Raw genomic sequence first — 17,684 nt, 5'->3', positions numbered from 1 at the left:
AGCTGAAAGCATGTCCGGAGTTGTACTAAAGCAAGTTGTCAAAAATTTTGGAAAAGTTGAAGTTGTTAAAGGTATTAATTTAGATATACAACCTCATGAATTTGTAGTTCTTGTTGGACCTTCAGGTTGCGGCAAGACAACAACCTTGCGTATGATAGCTGGCCTGGAAGAAGTAACTTCAGGTAAAATTTATATCGGTGATGAAGATGTTACTTTCACACCGCCAAAAGACCGTGATATCGCCATGGTTTTTCAGAATTACGCTTTATATCCGCACATGTCAGTTCGTGAAAACATGGAATTTGCCTTAAAGATTCGTAAACATTCCAAACATGAAATTGAGCAAAGAGTTGAAAAAGCAACGGAAATCCTGGGGTTGAAAAAATATCTGGAGAGAAAACCCAAGGAACTTTCCGGAGGTCAGCGCCAGAGAGTCGCTTTAGGCCGGGCAATCGTGCGACAGCCAAAGGTATTTTTAATGGACGAACCCCTTTCTAACCTGGATGCCAAGCTAAGGGTTCAGACCAGAGGTCAGTTAAAAAATATTCATGAAATGCTCAAAGCTACTTTTGTTTATGTAACACATGACCAGATAGAAGCTATGACTCTGGGGAACAGAATTGTGGTTATGAATGAAGGAGAGATACAGCAGTTCGACAAACCTTTGGAGGTATACGATAAACCGAATAATACATTTGTAGCAGGATTTATAGGTTCACCTTCGATGAATTTTTTTGACGGTAAAGTTATGGAGCGTAAAGGAAAATTCTATTTCGAGAGTAGCAACTTTAAGCTGACATTACCAGATACATTAAATGATGAATTTAAAAAAATGGGAGAAATTGATGTTATTCTTGGTGTTCGTCCGGAAGATATCGTAGATTACCAGAAAGCTCTGCGCAAAAAGTATACTGAGGAAAAAGTGGAAGCAAAAATTGATTTTGCCGAACTTTTAGGCCCGCAAACATTTTTACATTTATCCATCGGCGGAACCAAGTTTTTAGGAGAAGTAGACCCTGCTTTTGACTTCAAACTTGGACAAACGATTGAATTGGGTTTTTTCCTGAAAAACATGCATATGTTCGACAGCAAGACCAAGATGGCCCTGATTTAGCAGCAAAAATTTATTTAATATCTTTTCCCAATTTTTGCAGCAAATCCTGTGCAGCAGCTGATTCAGCTGATTTTTTTGATGACCCCATGCCTATTCCGATTAATTCTTTTTTATGAGTAAGAAGAATAGTTTTAACTGTAAATTTTTTGGCGTGATCAGGTCCTGCTTCTTTCAGTAACTGATATTCAGGTAGTCCCAGCCCCTGGCTTTGAGTGTATTCCTGTAGCCTGGTCTTATGGTCTTTGAGGTCCTCCTCTGAGAAATTTTTTGAAAGAACAGTGTGTAAAATATTTAAAATAAAAGCTCTGGTTGCATCCATTCCCTGATCAAGATAAAAAGCACCGAATAAAGCCTCCAGAGCGTTAGCAAGGTTAGACTCATTGGTTGCACCGAGATTTTTTTGTTCACCTTTGCCCAAGAGCAGATAATTGCCCAGGGATATCTCCAGTGCTTTTTGAGCCAGCGTAGCATCACTAACCATTATTGCCTGGCGCTGAGCCAAGTCACCCTCATTCTGGTCCGGGTATTGTTTATAGAGGTACTCTGTAATGACAAACTTTAGAATAGAATCGCCAAGAAATTCCAGACGTTCATTGCTGAATTTATCAGGCAGATTGCCTTCATAGGTATAGGAACTGTGCGTCAGAGCTTGAGAAAGCAAAGACAACTGATCAAAATAAATGTTTAGTATTTTTTCCAGTGTCCGAAGATGCTCAATGCGCTGATGGTTAAGCATTATTTATAACTTATATTTTTATCTTTTAATCTTTGTAAAGCCTGGGTAATTCTTTCCTTGGTTTCTGTTAGCGCAATACGGAAATATCCTTCTCCTTCTGGACCGTAACCATTGCCAGGAACGATTACAATACCACATTCATCAAGTACCTTGGTCACAAATTCTGCCGAGGTATATTTTTTAGGAACAGGTGCCCAAACATAAAAAGTAGCTTTAATCGGTCTCAAGTTCCACCCCAGCTCATTTAATCCTTTTGTCAAAACATCCCGTCGTTCTTTGTAAAGATTATTAGTTAATTCGATTTGTGGCGCAGGCTGTGTAAGCGCGACAATGCCGGCCTCTTGTATGGCTTTAAATATTCCCGAATCAATATTGGTTTTTATTACACCCAGAGCATTAATAGCATCCTTATTGCCCACGGCCATACCTATACGCCACCCCGTCATATTAAATGACTTGGATAAAGAATGAAATTCTATAGCTACATCCTTGGCACCATCCACTTCCAAAATACTCGGGGCTTTATAACCATCATAAGTCATTTCGCTATAAGCCAGGTCGGAAGCTATCAGGATGTTATTATTCTTTGCCCATTTTACAACCTTTTTATAAAAGGGGATTTCAGCTATAGCGGCTGTGGGATTATTGGGATAATTTACATAAAGTATTTTAGCTTTTTTTACAACATCAGCCGGGATGCTGTCCAGATCAGGTAAAAAATTATTTTCAGTTGTCAAAGGCACAAAAAAAGGTGTTCCGCCGGTAAGAATTGTTCCCATTTTATAAACCGGATAGCCAGGGCTGGGTACCAGGACAATATCTCCAGGGTCGATATAAGCGCTTAGCAGATGTGCTATCCCTTCTTTGGAGCCGATTAAGGACAAAACTTCAGTATCGGGATTCAAATCAATGTTAAACCGTTTTTTATACCAAGATGCGACGGCTTCCCGAAAATTTTTAGTCCCTTCGTACGGAGGATAATTGTGGTTTGCGGGATTATCAATGGCATTATGCATGGCAGCCACAATATGTGGGAATGTAGGCTGGTCCGGGTCTCCAATCCCTAAGTTGATAATATCCACACCTCCGGCAATGGCCTGCGCTCTTTTCTTGTCGATTTCTGCGAACAAATAGGGTGGAACATGCTTAAATTTTTTTGATGTGGTTACCATTAAATTCTCCTTAAATTCCCTGAAATTTTCGGCCTTTTTACACGATATATTATTATAAGTTCAAAAATTGACCACTTGTCATTTGAATTAAAAGATATAATATAATATATAAGGGTTTATTAAAAGGGGGCAGTGAGATGTTTTTCAACAAAAAGAAAGTTATAAAGAATCCGGATGAAATGGTCCTTCTGTATATGGAGAATCACAGCGATAAATATATTAAGGAAATAAACAAAATTGATTCTAATCTTTTAGCCAAAGTTCTCGTGCAATTTGATGTAAAGAGCGTTAGTAATTTAATGCTGAAACTTTCTCACACCAAAGCTATAGAGGTTTTTAAACTTATAGAAACCAAAAAACAGGCTGAGATTATTAAAAGATTGCCTTCCGATTATGCAGCCCTGTTCATGAAAGAAACCCTTATCAGAGTCTAGATATACTCTTAGCAAAATGGTTTTCGGCATTGTTGCCTGCGTCGCTCACTGCTCAATGTACCTGTAAGTACACTTCCGCTGTTCGCTTCTTGGCGCCTCGCCGAAATTCAATTTTGCGTCGAGTATGTTGCATTTAAACTGAAAACCATTACTGTTTTTGTATGGATTATTTTATTTTTCCGTCAAAAACTGTTTCAGCAGGTCCGGTCATAAATACCGATTTGCCATCATGCCATTCGATATTCAGGTCCCCACCCAGAAGATGAACTTTTACCAGATTGTTTAACTTTTCCAACAATATGCCTGCAACAACCGATGCGCAAGCTCCTGTTCCGCAAGCCAGAGTCTCTCCGCTCCCACGTTCCCAGACCCGCATTTTGATTTCCTTTTTGGAAAGTATTTCGATAAATTCTACATTTGTTCTTTTGGGGAAAAGTTTATTGGTTTCCATTTCTTCACCGATTTCCCGAACCGGATAGTTGTCGGTATCTTCCACAAAGACCACTGCATGAGGGTTCCCCATACCTACAGGAGTAAAAGTAATAGTTTTATTCTTTAGTCGTGCTTCTGCCAGCTTGATCGGGAACTGTTTATCCAGGTTAACGGGAATTTCTTTGGGGTTAAACCTGGGCTGGCCCATGTCTATCTTAACCAAGGCTTTGTTGTCAGCCATTTCTACAATTTCTGGTTTCATTAATCCGGCCAGTGTTTCCACTGAAAAAGATTTCTTTGTAACAAGTTTTTTCTTCCAGGCAAAAAAAGCGAAACAGCGTATCCCGTTACCGCACATCTCCGCCTCCGAACCATCGGCATTATAAATTTTCATTAAAAGGTCAGCTTTTTTTGAACGTAAAGCGAGAATAACTCCGTCAGCACCTATCCCGTAATGCCGGTCACAGAGTTTCCTGGATAATGCAGGCCAATTGATGCCGTTTACCAGCTCCTTAAAGCCGTTAATGATAATGAAGTCATTACCTGTTCCCTGCATTTTTGTGAAGTTCATGTCTGCTCCTTTTTGTTTATTATAAATTATTTTTTAATTTTGTGGTGGGATTTTTTTATTTAACTGACGAAATATTGTTTGAAATGTAACTATTCAGGAGTCCATAATGAATAAAATATTAAGTATTAATGTAAAGAAAGGAAAACCCCTATCTTTAATAGTGCCGATAGAATCTTATGCGGCTATTAAGAATGGTTCCCTTACAATAATAGCTGACAGGCTTAATGTAACCTTGCCGATTATTGGTACACAATTAAAAAAAGTGCTTACGATTTCAACGAATTCTGATAGTATTCCGCAAATAACAACTGATATTTTTCAGGGAGTTTTCATAAATAATGTGAAAAAAAAAGAAATAATCAAATTATTCCAAATATTGAATAATCCCGAGAAATTCAAGGATAAATTTCTTTGTGTCATGTCTGACTTTTCTTCGGACTTTGACTGGAACACAATATTGGATTCTGAGCATTATACTCCCGGCATATACATGGTAATAAACAAGTATAAGGCAATGATTTCCGGCAATATGCAAACAAGTTATACTTCATATGCCTATCATAATGTGAAGAGAGGACCGCTTACCGGTTCTTTATTTGTTTCGCAAAAAGATATCCAGGACAAAGAACCTGTTTTCGCCGGTGTCTTCAGAATAGGCGATGATAAGCAGGTATATATCAGAGCTCTTTTCAATATTGATGTTGAATAACCTGGATTTTTTAACTTTATTGTTATCAAACCGGCTTTAAAGTAAAATAACTTTTATAATGTACTCTTTGCAGAGCTTCAAGGAACTTCCTTCTACTAATACATATGCCTTGCAAAATTTGGCGAAACTCTCGGACAAACAGGTTGTTGTCGCTGATAAACAGACCGCCGGTCGGGGCAGGTTCAACCGTGAGTGGTTTTCCGATATACCAGGCAATGTTTACCTGTCTATAATTTTAAAGCCAAAAGATACAAACCGTTTTATTATCAGCGCACTGTCCCATTTTACAGCGATTATAATTTGTCGCACTCTTGAAGAGTACAAAGTGCGAGCAAACATCAAGTGGCCAAATGATATATTGGTAAAAGGGCAGAAAATTGCCGGCATACTTGCCGAGTCATCTTTTAGCGGACAGCAATTTTTAGGCTTGGTAATGGGCATAGGGGTGAACCTGAATATGCCGCAAGAGTTCCCCAAAAGGATAAATCGTTCGGCCACCTCTCTTAATCTGCTCCAGGGAAAAGAGGTTAACAGGGATTTTTTTATTACAAGCTTTCTCAATAAATTTTTTGAATGCTATGACAAATATTGTGAAACCGGGTTTCCGATTATTAAAAAGGAATATATTAAAAAAAGTTCTTTTATAGGAGAAAAAGTTAATGTAAAATGTGGTGAAGATATAAAGAGCGGAATAGCTCAAAGTCTCACCGATAATGGAGAATTAATATTATTAACTGATAGCGGGACACTTGAAGAAATAAGTGTTGGCGAAATCTATTAAATTAAGGAGGAGCAATAATGGCAACACCGTTGGAGAAATGGGTAGAGGAGCAGGCAATTTTAACCAAGCCGGATAAGATTTACTGGTGCGACGGTTCAGAAGAAGAAGCACGGAAACTCATTGAAATTGGAATAAAAGAGGAAAAAATTGGAGATACACCTATTTTTCGTGAACTTAACCAGAAAAGCTGGCCAAATTCATATTATCATAAAAGTCATCCGACAGATGTAGCCCGTACCGAACATCTGACATTTGTTTGTCATAAGAATAAAGATATAGCCGGGCCTAACAACAACTGGATGGATCCCGCAGAGGCCAAAGAAATGATGACCCAGCTTTCCGATGGTTGCATGCGCGGTAAGACCATGTATGTTATGCCCTATATGATGGGCCACCCGGATTCACCTTATGCCAAGATGTGTGTACAGCTGACCGATGTGAGCTATGTTGCGGTGAGCATGAGGATAATGACTCGCATGGGTAAGCAAATTCTGGACAAGATAGGGAATTCAGATAAATTTGTTAAAGGGTTACATTCGGTTGGCGATTTCGACCCCAATAAAAGATTTATCATGCATTTTCCTGATGAACAGTTTGTGTGGAGCATAGGATCGGGTTACGGGGGTAATGCACTTCTGGGTAAAAAGTGTTTTTCATTGAGAATAGCTTCCTGGCAGGGCTACAAAGAAGGCTGGCTGGCAGAACATATGGTGGTAATGGGCATTGAAGACCCGCAAGGCAAAGTAACCTATATAACAGCGGCCATGCCCTCAGCTTGTGGCAAGACAAATCTGGCCATGCTGCAATCAGCTTTGCCCGGTTATAAAATCTGGACATTAGGCGATGATATAGCTTGGTTGAACGTAGGGCCAGACGGAAGGCTTTACGCCATAAATCCGGAATCAGGATTTTTTGGCGTTGCTCCTGGTACTTCCATGAAGACCAATCCTAACATGATGAGAACATTGAAAGCCGACAAATATTTCCCGACTTTATATACCAATACCGCTATAGATATTGATAAAAATGAACCATGGTGGGAAGGTTTGGATGGCGAAATGCCAAAAAACATGATTGATTGGCAAGGTAAACCCTGGGATAAGTCTTTAAATACCAAAGCAGCTCATCCCAATTCCAGGTTTACAGCTTCCATTTATAATTGTCCCACGCTTTCTACGGAAGCAGACAATCCCCACGGCGTTCCTATATCCGCGATTATATTAGGAGGAAGAAGGGCTAAGCTTATTCCTTTGGTGCTCGAGGCTTTTGACTGGCAGCATGGTGTTTTCCTGGGTGCAAGAACAGGCTCAGAAACTACAGCGGCCGCAACTCATAAAGAAGGTCAATTAAGAAGAGACCCAATGGCTATGATACCTTTTTGTGGCTATAACATGGGAGATTATTTTAATCATTGGTTGAAGGTTGGTAAAAAACTGACCAATCCTCCCAAAATTTACACTGTTAACTGGTTCAGGACCGATGATGACGGCAAATATATTTGGCCGGGTTTCGGTGATAATATGCGCGTTTTGAAATGGATATTGGACAGGATTGATAATAAAGTGCAGGCGAATGAAACACCAATAGGGCTTATTCCTAATATTAAAGACCTGGACCTGAAAGGCCTGAATATTCCTGAAGAAAAAATGGAAAAAATTTTTGAGATCAACAAAAATGAATGGCAGGCGGAACTACAGGATGTGGAAAAGTTCTTCAACCAGTTTGAAGGGCATATACCTGATGGCATTTGGCAGGAATTTAATAAAGTTGAGAAACACTTCAGACATTAATTTCTAAAAGTAAAGGGAGGCTTAAGCCTCCCTTTACTTAATTGTTACTAAACAACAACATAAATTGTTTATTCTCAATTGTCAGGACAACACTTATAGGTGAATAAATAGGTTTATCTATTTTCACAGCTTCTTCAAACATCTTTTTCAAAACTTCCTCTTTGGTTTTTTCCATAATATTACCCTTTCTTATCATGTGAAACGCAATATTGTTGCCAGAAGAGAAAACATTAAATTTTTTCTAGTGACCACTTAAGAAATTGAATGATTCTACAGCTAATTACCATAGACCGGAGAGTACAAGAAATCTTTAATATGTATATTTTTTATACAATGGGATCGCGGATTGCTTTTTTTAAGCATCTCAAGCATAATTTGAAATTACTATGATTATTACTCGTTTTGCTCCAAGCCCGACCGGACATTTGCATATCGGAGGAGCCAGGACCGCTCTTTTCAGTTATCTGCATGCCAGGCATCATGGAGGGCAATTCCTTTTACGCATGGAGGATACGGACATCGCTCGTTCCAGCCGCGAATATGCCGACAGCATTATGCGAGACTTGCTATGGGTCGGGATTGAATGGGACAATTCCCTTATTCCCTTCCAATCGGAACGGCTCAAAGTATATGAGCCTTATCTGCAAAAATTGATAAACAAAGGATTTGCCTACCTTAAAGATGGAGCTTATTATCTCAAGGGACAAGAAGATATCGAGGATTTCGTAATCAAGAAATCCGACGGTTTACCGACTTTTCATTTCGCTGTAGTCATTGATGATCATGAAATGGGCGTAAATACTATTATTCGTGGCAACGATCATTTAAGCAATACGCAGAAACACCTGTTGCTTTATAAATATCTGGAACTACCCAAACCAAAATATTTTCATCTTCCTTTAATTGTTGATGAAAACGGTCAGCCTTTCAGCAAGAGAAGCAACGATACTAATGTTTTTTATTACAGGGAAAAATTTTATTTCAGCGCAGCTGTATTAAATTTTCTGGCCAGGCTTGGTTGGGGCTATCAGAACCAGGAAATTTTTTCCAAAGAGGAATTGATAGAGCTTTTTGATATTCAGAAGATTTCAAAAAATCCGGCCAAACTTAACAATCAAAAACTTAACTGGCTGAACACACAATATCTGAAGAAAGCTGACATAAAACAGCTTAAAGAATATCCTTTTGAACATATTTCACAGATTATAACATTGGCAGATAAGGATGGTGATAAAAAAAACTTGCTGTTACAGCTACAACAGAAGGCTTATGACCTGGCTGAGCTTGATAAGCTGACTGTTCCTTTTTTGCCCGGATTTGAGGCAGCACAATACTTTCAGGATGAGTTTGGAGAAATAAGTAAGGATTTGGCAGTACTAATCAGAAACATAAAAGAATGGTCAATAAAAACTATTGAAGAAAGTATAAATATATGGTTGTGTGCACAGCAAAAAGAACTCAAACTTATTGCTGCTCCTTTAAGAAAAATTTTAACCGGGCAGGAGAAATCACTGGATTTATTCTCACTCCTTTATTATCTGGGAAAAGAAGAGGTTCTGAGAAGACTGAATGCTATTTAGACAGATAATATCTTAAATTCTGATTTAAAAGGTTAATACGTTTTTCAATATTATCCATTTCCAGTTCGCAGTTTTTTATTTGGCTTAAAAGGTCTGATCTTCGTTCTTCCACATGCATAGACTTTTTGTGCTCCTGATTATCTTCCGAATTATAGTTATTGGCTACAGATGCAAAATTAAGCTTGGCCAGGAGTTTCTTTGATTCAAAGATTTTATCGGCAAGGCTGATTTTTTTGTTGGTGAGAATAAGCAGGTCGGATTTAGTCTTGTTATACGCCTCATATTTATCGGTTGAAATAGAAAAACAAAAACCCAGGCACAAAACCAAAAAAAGAAAGAAAGGTTTCATGATTAAGTTTATTTTAATATGTTGTCTGGAAAATATCAATTTACAGAATATTTATTTCCCAATATGATTTAACCAGAAAAATGATAACCATTGGTATAGAATCGTCTTGTGATGAAACTTCGATTGGGATTATTGAAAACGGCCGAAAGGTTTTGGCTAATATTATATCGTCACAAATTAAGTTTCATAAAAAATATGGCGGAGTTGTTCCGGAAATGGCCTCCCGTCTGCATGTCCTAAAAATTATCCCCGTCTTGGAAGAAGCGCAAAAAAAGGCAGGAATTGTTTTTAAAAATATTAATTTAATTGCGGCTACTCAGGGGCCGGGGCTTTTGGGAGCTTTGAGCACAGGCTTTACAGCCGGGAAGACATTGGCCTATACATTGGACCTTCCTTTTATTGGAGTGAACCATATTGAGGGGCACATTTATGCCAATCTCTGTGATGAAGAGAAAGAATTTGTATTCCCTGCGCTGGCATTGATTGCATCAGGCGGGCATACCCAGTTAATCCTGATAAAAAAGGAGTTTAAATATCAGTTAATAAGCAATACACTGGACGATGCCATAGGAGAAGCTTTTGACAAATCTGCCCGGGTAATAGGTTTGGGCTATCCCGGAGGTCAGATTATAGACAGACTGGCAAAAGAAGGCGACAAGAAAGCTTTCAAATTTCCCAGCGTAAAAACACCGGCGCCACTTGATTTCAGCTTCAGTGGGCTAAAAACCGCCGTTATCAGACTAGCCAAAGAATATAATCTTGTCGATAAACCCAAAGATTCGCAAATTATCAAGGATTTTTGCGCGTCTTTGCAAAACAAGCTTATTCAGGAGTTGGTCCAAAAAACTTTTTTGGCTGCTGAGCAGTTTCAGGTCAAGCATATAATTGTTGCAGGCGGAGTTTCTGCGAATTCATTATTACGTGAGGAGATTACAAAAAGAAGCGGTTATGAAATAGCACTTCCTGCCTTAAAGTACTGTACCGATAACGGAGCAATGATTGCTTCGGCCGGATATTATCGTTATAAAAAGGGATTTTCGACACCGCTGTCTGCCAAACCATTTGCCAGTTTTTCTGACCTCAACTAGATCATTGCCATTTGATTCTGGCAAACTTACGTTTGCCTACCTTCAAAACGCAATCGTTTTTTGTTGAAATCTTGAAAAGAGGATCGGTTATTTTTTGTCCGTCTATTGATACCGCACCTTGTTCAATCATTCTGCGGCCTTCTTTGTTACTGGCAACTAACTCGCAGGACAGCAACAAGCTGCTGACATTATATTCGTCCTTTTTTAATTCGATTACCGCTATTTCATCAGGGATTTCTTTTTTTTGGAACATCTGGATAAAATCCTGTTCAGCTTGAGCTGCAGCGGCCTTGTCGTGGTATTGCTCCACAATAATTTTGCCTAAAGCTACCTTAAGGTCTCTGGGGTTAATTTTTCCGGATTGTATATCTTTTTGCATGGTTTTTATTTCCAAAGCGGAGTAGTCAGTAAGCAATTCATAATATTTAACCAGCAATTTGTCGGGTATGGACATTATTTTGCCGAACATTTCTCTGGGAGTGTCTGTCAGACCGATATGATTGCCCAGACTTTTGCTCATTTTTTCTGTACCGTCCAGTCCTTCTAAAATCGGCATAGTTATTACGACCTGAGATTTTTGTCCGTATTCTTTCTGCAAGTGCCTGCCTACCAGCAGGTTAAATTTCTGGTCAGTACCGCCGATTTCTATATCCGCTTTTAAATGGACAGAGTCATAACCCTGTAATAACGGATAAATAAATTCATGCAAGCTGATAGACTGGTTTTTTTTGAAACGCTGCTTAAAGTCATCTCTTTCCAGCATGCGGGCTACGTTATACTTGGCTGTTAATAAAATCAAATCTTTGGAGGTCAGCTTATTTAGCCAGTCGGCATTATAAACCACAACCGTCTTTTTTTTGTCTAAAATTTTAAAAACTTGTTCCTGATATGTTTTGGCGTTTCTTAATACTTCTTCGTCAGTTAAAGGTTTTCTTGTTTTAGACTTGCCGGATGGGTCACCTATTGTCGCGGTAAAGTTTCCGATTAGAAAGATTATTTCATGACCCAAATCCTGAAAACGTTTGAGTTTTCTAAGAACGACCGTGTGGCCGAGGTGCAGGTCAGGAGCACTGGGGTCGGCACCCCATTTGATTTTTAATTTTTTATTGTTTTTCAGAAGATTTTCAAGTTCTTCCAAACTGATTATTTCTTCAATACCTTTAAGTAAATCTTCGTCCATTGTGTGAAAAGTCCTTTAATGAATAGGTAATCTTTGATAATATATCATATTGGAAAGTTTTAAAGCAAGGAGCAAAGAGTGGTCTTTGAAAGAAGAGTGCCTATAAAAAGTGGCTTGAAAACCGGCCGGTCAAGGTTACCCCAGAAGAAATACAGACGAAAAAAAAGGAACGAAAAAGTAGAACGATTTGTTAACAATTTCTGGAAAGTTGTGGCGGTTATAGTTGCTATTGTTTCTCTGTTTATAATAATTAATGTTATATATTTAATGTATACATTACCCGATGTTACTGTGATTTCTAACACATTACCCAACGAAACAACCAAGATATATTCGGCAGACGGAGTGATACTTGCTGATTTGCATAAAGAAGAAAACCGTGTGGTTGTTCCATTTTCAAAGATTTCTTTAACAATGAAAAAAGCGGTTGTGGCTCTGGAAGATGCACGTTTTTATCGTCATCATGGTATAGATCCGATTGGTATTATGCGCGCTCTTGTAGTGGATATAATCAAACATGAAAAAGCTCAGGGTGCCAGCACAATTACCCAACAGTTAGCGCGCCATTTATTTCTAACTAAACAAAAAAGATTACAACGAAAAATAGCTGAAGTTCTTTTAGCCATTAAAATTGAAAGACACTATACCAAAGATGAAATACTGGGAATGTACCTGAACCAGGTTTATTGGGGTAATAATTGTTATGGAATAGAATCCGCATCCATGCAGTATTTCAATAAGCACTCCGAAGAACTGACTGTTGCCGAAAGCGCTATGTTGGCAGGCATGTTGCGAGCCCCGGAATTCTATTCGCCTTATCGAAATCTTAAGGACACTTTATCACGCAAGGATGTTGTCTTAAAAAGAATCTACAAAACACATCTAATAAATCGTGCGGAATATCTGGAGGCAATGAAGGAACCGCTGATAATCTCACCACGCAGGAAATTAAAATACAAGGCTCCATACGTAACCAGTATGATAATTGATAAGTTGGTGGGGCTATATGGAGAAGAGGCTGCTTATAATAGTGGTTTAAAGGTGTATACTCCAATTAATTATAAAATGCAGATGGCAGCTGAAAAGGCAGTGGATAAAGCGATAGAAGATGGCAAAGCAGCAAGCCTTAACTATAGCCAGGGTGCATTGCTGGCTATGGATACGAATACCGGCTATGTGATTGCCATGGTAGGGGGTTACGATTTTTTAAATAATCAGTTTAACAAGGTAACCCAAGCCAGAAGGCAACCAGGTTCTGCCTTTAAGCCTTTCGTATATTTAACTGCCCTGTCCAAACAGCTTTCACCAGGCACGATTTTTAACGATTCCCCGGTAGTTTTCAATACCATTATGGGACCTTATGCTCCTACTAACTACACTCTTACTTATGAAGGACGATTACCTATGAGGGCAGCCTTAGAAAAATCTATTAATGTTGTGGCGGTAAAGATGGTGAGTATGGTTCGGCCAGAGAGTGTTATAGAAACAGCACGTTTATTTGGTATAACAACTCCGCTTATGCCGGTTTTATCCTTGGCTCTGGGTACCCAGGAGGTTTCCATGACCGAACTTACCGCGGCCTATGGAGCGTTTGCCAATGGTGGTACTCTTTTCAAACCTGTGTTTATCAAGAAAATTGAAGATCGTAATGGTGTTGTTTTGTATCGTGAAGACATCAGAAGCAAGAAAGTTTTCGATTCCAATCTGGTTTATACGCTGGTTGATATGATGAAGGGCGTTGTTGAGAACGGTACCGGGCAAGCTGCCAAACTTCCCAGACCTATGGCCGGAAAAACAGGAACTACCAGTGATTATAAAGATGCCTGGTTTATAGGTTATATCCCACAAATGGTGGTTTCCACCTGGGTGGGCAATGATGATGGCACGCCAATGCGTAAAGTTACCGGTGGTATGGTTCCGGCTTCAATATGGAAAGAGTTTATGAAGGTTGCCTTAATAAATGTTCCACAGATGGAATTCCCAAAGCCACAAGGTTTAATTCCTGTGAATATCTGCTGGACATCAGGTAAAAGAGCCACAGCTTATTGTCCGGTTACCTCAACTGAAAAATACTGGCCTGGACATGACCCCAAAGATTATTGTGATATTCATGGTCCTGACAGCAGTCGTGAAAATGATCCTGCCGCACCAGTTTCTCTAGAGAATAAAAATGGTGGTTGGGTTAAAGAGTTTTTAGAACAATAAGTTCAGTTAAAAATTTCGCTGATGGAAAGATTGTTATGATTTCTGCTTATAGCTTCGGCAAAAAGCGGTGCTGTTGATAATATTTTTAGGCCCGGGAATTTTTTTTCCTTGGGAATCGGAATAGTATTTGTAACTACAACTTCTTTAAATCCGGCGTTACTTAAACGTTCTATTGCCGGCCCTGAGAAAACAGCATGGGTGGCTGCCAGGTACATTTCTTGATTGCAACCATTTTTCCTAAGCGCATCGAGTCCCTGTGTAACACTACCACCAGTATCAACCATATCATCAAATAAAATAACGGTTTTATCTTTAACATCACCAACAACATGCATTATTTCAGCCTTGTTATGTTCCGGCCTGGTTTTATGCAAAATAGCCAGCTCTGCTTTGATGCGGTCTGCAAATTTTTTAGCGGTTTTTGCTCTGCCGGTATCAGGTGCAACCACAACAACATTATTTAATTTTTTGTTTTCAAAATATCTTACAAACAAAGGTAAAGCTGTTATGTGGTCCACCGGGATATCGAAATAGCCCTGGATCTGGTCGGCGTGCAGGTCCATGGTTATAACTCTGGTGGCTCCCGCGGTAGTGATCAAATTGGCCATTAGCTTCGCTGAAATCGGTTCTCTTGGACTGGATTTTTTATCCTGCCTGGCATAGCCGAAATGAGGGATAACTACTGATATTGTTCTGGCGCTGGCCCTGCGAATGGCATCAATAGTAATAAAAAGTTCCATTAAATTATCATTAACATTGTCAGACGCAGTCTGAATATAAAATACATTAACTCCGCGAATACTTTCATTAATTTTTGTAAAGATTTCGCCACAGCTGAAACGGAAGAATTTGATATCACCTAAAGAAATGCCAAGGTATTGAGCAATTTCGTCTCCCAGTTTGGGATGAGAACTGCCAGAAAATATTTTCATTTTTCTACCAGAAGGGCTAATCATGACCCCTAAATTAAACTACGAAAAGCTTGTTTTTTCAACCCGTATTTTTGGAGAAAGCATACTCGTCTACAGCCTTCTGTAAAAGCAGAAGCCTTGTATGTCTGGTTTTTTCATCAATCTGTTTGTCCATTTCAGCTGCTTTAGTGCCTTTTCTGGGAGAAAAAGCAGCGGTATTAACCCTGTAAAATCCCAGTTCCTGGACTGCTTTTACAGTATTTTGAAACTGTTTTTCCGTTTCCCCGGGAAAGCCAACAATCAAGTCTGTAGAAATTTTAACATCGGGGATGATTTTTTTAATAAGCAGAACCAGGTTCTTATACTGTTCATAGCTATAACCCCGGTTCATTTTTTTCAGGATTTCGTTATCGCCAGCCTGAAGAGGAAAATGGATTTCTTTATTTATTTTGGGGCTTTTGGCAATTATTCTAATAAGTTTTTCAGATATATCCTTGGGGTGTGAAGTAAGAAAATCAATTTTCGATATATGGGAATACTTATGAATATCAGTTAATAGATCGGTAAAATCATAATCCATGTACAGGTTTTTGCCATAGGAGTTAACATTCTGTCCGAGTAAAAATATTTCTGTGTATTTAGAAGAGTGAAGAGATTCTATTTCCTTAAAAATGTCTTCTTTTTTCCTGCTTTTTTCACGGCCTCGTGTATAAGGCACTATGCAGTAAGAACAAAAATTGTCACATCCAAACATGATTGGGATCCAGGCCTGTTTTCGACTATCCCTAAGAATATTTTTGAACACAAAATTTGTATCCTTATTAACTGAAAGGCTTATGCGTTCTGTATTCGAAGAGAGTAGTTGAGGTAAAAATTCAATGGAATTAACTCCTACTATATAATCTATATATGGGTGCTTTTTAAAGATATTGTTTTTTTCATATTGCGGTATACAGCCGGCCAGAATTATTTTTTGTGAAGATTTTTGTTTTTTTCTTCTACCGGCAAATTCTCTGATACGACCAAATACCCTTGTTTCAGCATTTTCTCGAACGGCGCAGGAATTAAATATCAGATAATCAGCCTGATCCGCTTTATCTGTTTGCTGTAGTAAACACTCCTCTGTAAGGATTCCAGCCATAAGCTCGGAATCATTTTTATTCATTTGACAACCATAAGTAAATATATAGAAAGTGCCGGAAATCATAGTATTAAAAGGGAACCCTAAACCCTGTTAAATTCATCTTCGAGCCGTACTATATCATCTTCATTTAGATATTGACCTACTTGCGCCTCAATCATTACCAAATCAATTTTGCCGGGATTTTCCAATCTGTGTGTCTGCCCCATGGGAATATAGGTTGATTCATTTTCCCGAAGAATTAACTTTTTTTTGCCGTTTTGAATTTTAGCTGTACCACTTACTACAACCCAATGCTCATTACGATGGAAGTGTTTTTGCAAGGATAGTTTATTTTTTGGTTTAACTACAATTTTTTTTATTTTATAGCGGTTGGGCTCCTCCAGCAAAACAGTATAAGAGCCCCATGGTCTGTGCACGGTAAGATGCGCATCCAGAAGCGGTGATTTGTCCTGGCCCAAAAGTTGAACAATTTCTTTTACTTTTTGAGAATCTCCTCGCTTGGCAACAAGAATCGCATCCGCTGTCTCGGTTATAATAATGTCTTTTAACCCTATAGTGGCTATAAGTTTATTGCCTTTGGAAATTATCAGGTTATCCTCTGAATCTATACAGACATGCTTGCCGATTACAGCGTTATTTGATTCATCTTTTTTAATAATTTTAAATAATTCATCAAAACTGCCCAGATCTGACCAGCCTATATCTTCTTTGACCATTTTCACCTTATTACTTTTTTCCATTATGGCATAATCTATGCTGTTTGCCGGAATTTTTTTCATATCCGACTCCAGTATGCGGGTTGTCTTATGAGTTGGCTCATAAATACCTTTTTTAAATGCATCTTTTGAGTATTCATATATGTCGGGAGCATATTCTTTTAATTCATTCAAAAAAGTGCTGACTTGAAACATAAACATACCGCTGTTCCAAAAGAAATTCCCTTTTTTAAGATAGGATTGCGCCTGCTTAATATCGGGTTTTTCTTTGAAAGACGATACATTTTCACCTTCTGCTTCAATATAGCCGTAGCCTGTGGCAGGGTAGTCAGGTGTTATCCCAAATGTTACCAAAAACCCTTTTTCGGCAAGGGTTTGACCTTTGAGCAACAGACGTTGATAGTTGTCAATATTATTAATCAAATGGTCAGACGGGGTCACGAGAACTATGTCATCCTGTTTCAATGATAAGCAAGCCAAAGCAATAGCCGGGGCAGTATTCCTGCCGACAGGCTCCAGCACAAAAGATAACTGCTTGACACCAATATCGGCCGCCTGATCAATTACCAAAAAATACTGAGTTTCATTAGTCACAATTAAAAATTCACTGTTTTTATTACGTAATAATGTTTTCTGAAACAAAGAGCTATTATCTTCGAAAAGTTGAATAAATTGCTTGGGGTAAGTAGTGCGTGATAAAGGCCACAGTCGGGTACCGCTGCCACCAGCCAAAATGATTGTTTTTATCATGAGAACATTACAACATATTAAC

17 protein-coding genes are annotated in these 17,684 nt (G+C 38.7%); 8 read left to right on the top strand and 9 right to left on the bottom strand.

All coding sequences use genetic code 11. The annotated features are described in order from the left end of the window. Positions 1–10 precede the first annotated feature (10 nt). A complete protein-coding gene (ugpC, locus tag PHV30_00490; GenBank protein ID MDD5455489.1) occupies positions 11–1,114 on the top strand; it encodes a sn-glycerol-3-phosphate ABC transporter ATP-binding protein UgpC in 1,104 nt (367 codons plus the stop codon). Positions 1,115–1,124: 10 nt separating this feature from the next. Here the strand turns inward: ugpC and rnc are convergent, their stop codons facing one another. Further along, on the bottom strand, positions 1,125–1,850 hold the full coding sequence (rnc, locus tag PHV30_00485; protein ID MDD5455488.1) for a ribonuclease III: 726 nt from the start codon (positions 1,848–1,850) through the stop codon (positions 1,125–1,127). Then, positions 1,850–3,022 carry an LL-diaminopimelate aminotransferase gene (locus PHV30_00480; protein MDD5455487.1) on the bottom strand — a complete coding sequence of 391 codons (1,173 nt, stop codon included), beginning with the start codon at positions 3,020–3,022 and terminating at the stop codon, positions 1,850–1,852. The genes rnc and PHV30_00480 overlap by 1 nt, the downstream gene beginning before the upstream one ends. Positions 3,023–3,159: 137 nt before the next feature. Here PHV30_00480 and PHV30_00475 point away from each other — a divergent pair, with 137 nt between their 5' ends. Next, entirely contained in the window at positions 3,160–3,456 is a 297-nt protein-coding gene (locus PHV30_00475; GenBank protein ID MDD5455486.1) for a hypothetical protein, read from the top strand. A 166-nt stretch (positions 3,457–3,622) separates the two neighbouring features. On the opposite strand, the gene dapF is transcribed toward PHV30_00475, so the two are convergent. Beyond that, a complete protein-coding gene (gene dapF / locus PHV30_00470; protein ID MDD5455485.1) occupies positions 3,623–4,459 on the bottom strand; it encodes a diaminopimelate epimerase in 837 nt (278 codons plus the stop codon). A gap of 106 nt (positions 4,460–4,565) precedes the next feature. On the opposite strand from dapF, the gene PHV30_00465 reads away from it, so the two are divergent. The 3 genes from PHV30_00465 to PHV30_00455 are packed head-to-tail and all read left to right on the top strand — an operon-like array spanning position 4,566 to position 7,739. Beyond that, positions 4,566–5,168, top strand: coding sequence for a hypothetical protein (locus PHV30_00465; protein MDD5455484.1), 603 nt, complete (start codon positions 4,566–4,568; stop codon positions 5,166–5,168). A 58-nt stretch (positions 5,169–5,226) separates the two neighbouring features. After that, positions 5,227–5,949, top strand: a complete 723-nt coding sequence (locus tag PHV30_00460) for a biotin--[acetyl-CoA-carboxylase] ligase (GenBank protein MDD5455483.1) — start codon at positions 5,227–5,229, stop codon at positions 5,947–5,949. Between the two features lie 17 nt (positions 5,950–5,966). Beyond that, the gene (locus PHV30_00455; protein ID MDD5455482.1) at positions 5,967–7,739 is read left to right on the top strand and encodes a phosphoenolpyruvate carboxykinase (GTP); all 1,773 of its coding nucleotides are present in this window, start codon (positions 5,967–5,969) and stop codon (positions 7,737–7,739) included. 37 nt (positions 7,740–7,776) lie between these two features. On the opposite strand, the gene PHV30_00450 is transcribed toward PHV30_00455, so the two are convergent. After that, the gene (locus tag PHV30_00450) at positions 7,777–7,914 is read right to left on the bottom strand and encodes a hypothetical protein (protein ID MDD5455481.1); all 138 of its coding nucleotides are present in this window, start codon (positions 7,912–7,914) and stop codon (positions 7,777–7,779) included. A 211-nt stretch (positions 7,915–8,125) separates the two neighbouring features. On the opposite strand from PHV30_00450, the gene PHV30_00445 reads away from it, so the two are divergent. After that, positions 8,126–9,319: a glutamate--tRNA ligase gene (locus PHV30_00445; GenBank protein MDD5455480.1), complete on the top strand. Its 1,194-nt coding sequence runs from the start codon at positions 8,126–8,128 to the stop codon at positions 9,317–9,319. Here PHV30_00445 and PHV30_00440 read toward each other — a convergent pair. Then, positions 9,312–9,668 carry a hypothetical protein gene (locus PHV30_00440; protein MDD5455479.1) on the bottom strand — a complete coding sequence of 119 codons (357 nt, stop codon included), beginning with the start codon at positions 9,666–9,668 and terminating at the stop codon, positions 9,312–9,314. The two genes, PHV30_00445 and PHV30_00440, sit on opposite strands and share 8 nt — an antisense overlap. An 80-nt stretch (positions 9,669–9,748) precedes the next feature. On the opposite strand from PHV30_00440, the gene tsaD reads away from it, so the two are divergent. Further along, positions 9,749–10,756: a tRNA (adenosine(37)-N6)-threonylcarbamoyltransferase complex transferase subunit TsaD gene (tsaD, locus tag PHV30_00435; GenBank protein MDD5455478.1), complete on the top strand. Its 1,008-nt coding sequence runs from the start codon at positions 9,749–9,751 to the stop codon at positions 10,754–10,756. A gap of 1 nt (position 10,757) precedes the next feature. Here tsaD and tyrS read toward each other — a convergent pair whose 3' ends face one another. After that, complete coding sequence (gene tyrS / locus PHV30_00430) at positions 10,758–11,936, bottom strand: tyrosine--tRNA ligase (GenBank protein MDD5455477.1); 1,179 nt, start codon at positions 11,934–11,936, stop codon at positions 10,758–10,760. Positions 11,937–12,014: 78 nt separating this feature from the next. On the opposite strand from tyrS, the gene PHV30_00425 reads away from it, so the two are divergent. Beyond that, positions 12,015–14,141 (top strand): PBP1A family penicillin-binding protein, encoded by a 2,127-nt coding sequence (locus PHV30_00425; GenBank protein MDD5455476.1) that lies wholly within the window; start codon positions 12,015–12,017, stop codon positions 14,139–14,141. A 2-nt stretch (positions 14,142–14,143) separates the two neighbouring features. On the opposite strand, the gene PHV30_00420 is transcribed toward PHV30_00425, so the two are convergent. From PHV30_00420 to PHV30_00410, 3 genes are read right to left on the bottom strand one after another with little or no spacing between them, the layout of a single operon-like run. Next, the gene (locus PHV30_00420; protein MDD5455475.1) at positions 14,144–15,073 is read right to left on the bottom strand and encodes a ribose-phosphate pyrophosphokinase; all 930 of its coding nucleotides are present in this window, start codon (positions 15,071–15,073) and stop codon (positions 14,144–14,146) included. 58 nt (positions 15,074–15,131) lie between these two features. Continuing rightward, positions 15,132–16,259: a tRNA (N6-isopentenyl adenosine(37)-C2)-methylthiotransferase MiaB gene (gene miaB / locus PHV30_00415; GenBank protein ID MDD5455474.1), complete on the bottom strand. Its 1,128-nt coding sequence runs from the start codon at positions 16,257–16,259 to the stop codon at positions 15,132–15,134. A gap of 17 nt (positions 16,260–16,276) precedes the next feature. Next, positions 16,277–17,659, bottom strand: coding sequence for a mannose-1-phosphate guanylyltransferase/mannose-6-phosphate isomerase (locus PHV30_00410; GenBank protein MDD5455473.1), 1,383 nt, complete (start codon positions 17,657–17,659; stop codon positions 16,277–16,279). Positions 17,660–17,684 lie beyond the last annotated feature (25 nt).

The sequence above is a fragment of the Candidatus Margulisiibacteriota bacterium genome (genome assembly GCA_028715625.1).
Lineage (GTDB): Bacteria > Margulisbacteria > Riflemargulisbacteria > GWF2-35-9 > GWF2-35-9 > JAQURL01.
The sequence above is the reverse complement of the archived record's forward strand: the minus strand, read 5'-3'. Positions and strand labels throughout refer to the sequence as shown.

Coding starts and splice junctions, on each gene's coding strand:
- PHV30_00475 (MDD5455486.1), top strand. CDS start 3,160: ATGTTTTTCAACAAAAAGAAAGTTATAAAGAATCCGGATGAAATGGTC.
- dapF (MDD5455485.1), bottom strand. CDS start 4,459: ATGAACTTCACAAAAATGCAGGGAACAGGTAATGACTTCATTATCATT.
- tsaD (MDD5455478.1), top strand. CDS start 9,749: ATGATAACCATTGGTATAGAATCGTCTTGTGATGAAACTTCGATTGGG.
- PHV30_00445 (MDD5455480.1), top strand. CDS start 8,126: ATGATTATTACTCGTTTTGCTCCAAGCCCGACCGGACATTTGCATATC.
- PHV30_00460 (MDD5455483.1), top strand. CDS start 5,227: ATGTACTCTTTGCAGAGCTTCAAGGAACTTCCTTCTACTAATACATAT.
- miaB (MDD5455474.1), bottom strand. CDS start 16,259: ATGATTTCCGGCACTTTCTATATATTTACTTATGGTTGTCAAATGAAT.
- tyrS (MDD5455477.1), bottom strand. CDS start 11,936: ATGGACGAAGATTTACTTAAAGGTATTGAAGAAATAATCAGTTTGGAA.
- ugpC (MDD5455489.1), top strand. CDS start 11: ATGTCCGGAGTTGTACTAAAGCAAGTTGTCAAAAATTTTGGAAAAGTT.
- PHV30_00420 (MDD5455475.1), bottom strand. CDS start 15,073: ATGAAAATATTTTCTGGCAGTTCTCATCCCAAACTGGGAGACGAAATT.
- PHV30_00440 (MDD5455479.1), bottom strand. CDS start 9,668: ATGAAACCTTTCTTTCTTTTTTTGGTTTTGTGCCTGGGTTTTTGTTTT.
- PHV30_00465 (MDD5455484.1), top strand. CDS start 4,566: ATGAATAAAATATTAAGTATTAATGTAAAGAAAGGAAAACCCCTATCT.
- PHV30_00450 (MDD5455481.1), bottom strand. CDS start 7,914: ATGGAAAAAACCAAAGAGGAAGTTTTGAAAAAGATGTTTGAAGAAGCT.
- PHV30_00455 (MDD5455482.1), top strand. CDS start 5,967: ATGGCAACACCGTTGGAGAAATGGGTAGAGGAGCAGGCAATTTTAACC.
- rnc (MDD5455488.1), bottom strand. CDS start 1,850: ATGCTTAACCATCAGCGCATTGAGCATCTTCGGACACTGGAAAAAATA.
- PHV30_00480 (MDD5455487.1), bottom strand. CDS start 3,022: ATGGTAACCACATCAAAAAAATTTAAGCATGTTCCACCCTATTTGTTC.